This is a genomic window from Streptomyces sp. NPDC001781 (genome assembly GCF_053596035.1).
In genome coordinates, this window is the sequence record NZ_JBSFFI010000075.1 from 1 (window position 1) to 2,672 (window position 2,672).

Below are 2,672 nucleotides of genomic sequence, written 5' to 3' on the forward strand. Positions count from 1 at the left end.
CGGCGTCTGGGGCAACCCCGGACAGGGCAACTACGCCGCCGCCAACACCTTCCTCGACGCCCTCGCCGAGTACCGGCACGGACTGGGCCTCGCCGGGATCTCGCTGGCCTGGGGCCCGTGGGCGCAGTCCGAGGGCATGGCGGGCGGCATGGCGCAGGCCGACCTCGACCGCATGGGCCGGGCCGGGCTCGCGCTGATCTCCGACGCCGAGGGCCTGGCCCTGCTCGACGCCGCCCTCGACACCGGCCGCGCGACCCTGGTGACCGCACGCCTCAACAACGCCGCGCTCACGCAGGACAACCCGAGCCTGCCCCCGGTACTGGCCCAGCTCGCCCGCAAGACCGGAAGCACGGCCTCCACGGCCCCGGCGGGCGGCGGCGACCTGGCCGCACGCCTGGCGGGCCAGACTCCGGAGCAGCAGTCCGAGATCCTCATCCGCCTGATCCAGACGCAGGCGGCGATGGTCCTCGGCGCGAACGAACCCGACAGCCTCGCGGCCGACCGGCCCTTCCGGGACCTCGGCTTCGACTCGCTGACCACCGTCGAACTGCGCAACCGGCTCAACGCCGCGACCGGCCTGCGCCTGCCCGCCACCGTCCTGTTCGACTACTCGACCGCCGACGCGCTGGCCGCCTACCTCGCACAGGAGCTGGCCGATTCCGACGACGGCGAGGACGGAACCCTCGCGGCGTTCTCCGAACTGGAGAAGATCGAGCTGTCCCTCGACCGGATCGCCGCCGACGAGACCACCCGCAGCCGACTCGCGGCCCAACTCACCAGGATCCTGGCCGGACTCAACGCGACCGGGGAACCGGCCGACGGCGAGACCGAGACCGACCGAATCCTCGACGCGAGCGACGACGAGGTCTTCGCCTTCATCGACCAGCAACTCGGTATCTGAACCCGCACACAAGAAACATTTCACCCAGGGAGGTCCGCAGGATGGCGAACGAGGACAAGCTGAGGGATTACCTCAAGCGTGTCACGGCGGACCTCACCCAGACCAGAGAGCGGCTGCGCAAGCTGGAGGAGGCACAGCACGAGCCGATCGCCATCGTCGGCATGGGCTGCCGCTTCCCCGGCGGCGCGGCCGGACCGGAAGGACTCTGGCGCCTGGTGCACGACGGCGTCGACGGCATGTGCCCCTTCCCGACCGACCGCGACTGGCGCGAGGTCTACGACCCCGACCCGGAACAGCCCGGCACCTCGTACGTCCGCGAAGGCGGATTCCTCGGCGAGGCCCCCGACTTCGACGCGGACTTCTTCGGCATCGCACCACGCGAGGCGTCCGTGATGGACCCCCAGCACCGGCTGCTCCTCGAAACGGCCTGGGAGGCGCTGGAGGACTCCGGGATCGACCCCCTCGGCCTGCGCGGCTCGGACACCGGCGTCTTCGCCGGACTCATCTACCAGGACTACCTGATCAAAACCGCCGCCGCGCCTGAGGCCGAGGGATACATCGGCTCCGGGCAGTCAGCGGGCATGGCCTCGGGCCGGGTCGCCTACACGCTCGGCCTCGAAGGCCCGGCCGTCTCGGTCGACACGGCCTGCTCCGCGTCGCTGGTCTCCCTGCACCTCGCGGCCCAGTCCCTGCGCTCCGGCGACTGCTCGCTGGCGCTGGTCGGCGGCGTCACCCTGATGGCCACCCCGACGGCCTTCCTCGACTTCTCCCGCCAGCGCGGTCTGGCCCGCGACGGCCGAGTGAAGGCATACGCCGACGCCGCCGACGGCACCGGCTGGGGCGAAGGCGTCGGCGTCCTCGTCGTCGAACGCCTCTCGGACGCCCAGCGCAACGGACACCGCGTCCACGCGATCGTGCGCGGCAGCGCGATGAACCAGGACGGCGCCAGCAACGGCATGACCGCGCCCAACGGCGTGGCCCAGCAGAAGGTGATCCGCGCCGCACTGGCCGACGCGGGCCTGTCCGCCGACCAGGTCGACGTGGTCGAGGGCCACGGCACCGGGACGACACTGGGCGACCCCATCGAGGTCCAGGCGCTCATCGCCACCTACGGCCGCCGGCACACCCCCGAACAACCCCTGTGGCTCGGCTCGGTGAAGTCGAACATCGGCCACACGCAAGCCGCCGCCGGTGTGGCCGGTGTCATCAAGATGGTCCTGTCCATGCGCGAGGGCATCGTGCCCGCGACCCTGCACGTGGACAAACCCTCGCGCCACATCGACTGGGAGGACGGCACGGTCCGGCTGGTCACCGAGAAGGTCCCCTGGCCGGAGACGGGCCGGCCGCGCCGCGCGGGGGTCTCGTCCTTCGGCTTCAGCGGGACGAACGCGCACGTGCTGCTGGAGCAGGCGCCGGAGTCGCCGGAGCCTGAGGTGAGTGGTGGTCTGCCGGTGGTGGCTTGGCCGGTGTCGGGCCGCTCGGCGGCGGGGCTCGCGGGGCAGGCGGGGCGGCTGCGGGAGTGGGTGGCGGCTCACCCGGAGGTGGGGATCGCCGATGTGGGGCGGGCGTTGGGGTGCGGGCGCGCGGTACTGGAGGAGCGCGCGGTAGTGGTGGGCGGGGACGTGGAGGAACTGGCGTCGGGGTTGGAGGCGCTGGCTGTGGGTGAGGCGGCTTCGGGTGTGGTGGTGGGCCGGGCCGGCTCCCTGGGGAAGGTGGGGTGGGTCTTCACCGGGCAGGGCGCGCAGCGGCTGGGAATGGGCCGGGGGCTGTA

General features: G+C 72.4%; 2 protein-coding genes. Both read left to right on the forward strand.

All coding sequences use genetic code 11. The annotated features are described in order from the left end of the window. Positions 1 to 901 (forward strand): phosphopantetheine-binding protein (locus ACWCV3_RS28640; protein WP_451230184.1); only part of this gene is annotated, 901 nt, incomplete at its 5' end. 41 nt (positions 902 to 942) lie between these two features. Further along, positions 943 to 2,672 (forward strand): type I polyketide synthase (locus tag ACWCV3_RS28645; protein WP_451230187.1); only part of this gene is annotated, 1,730 nt, incomplete at its 3' end.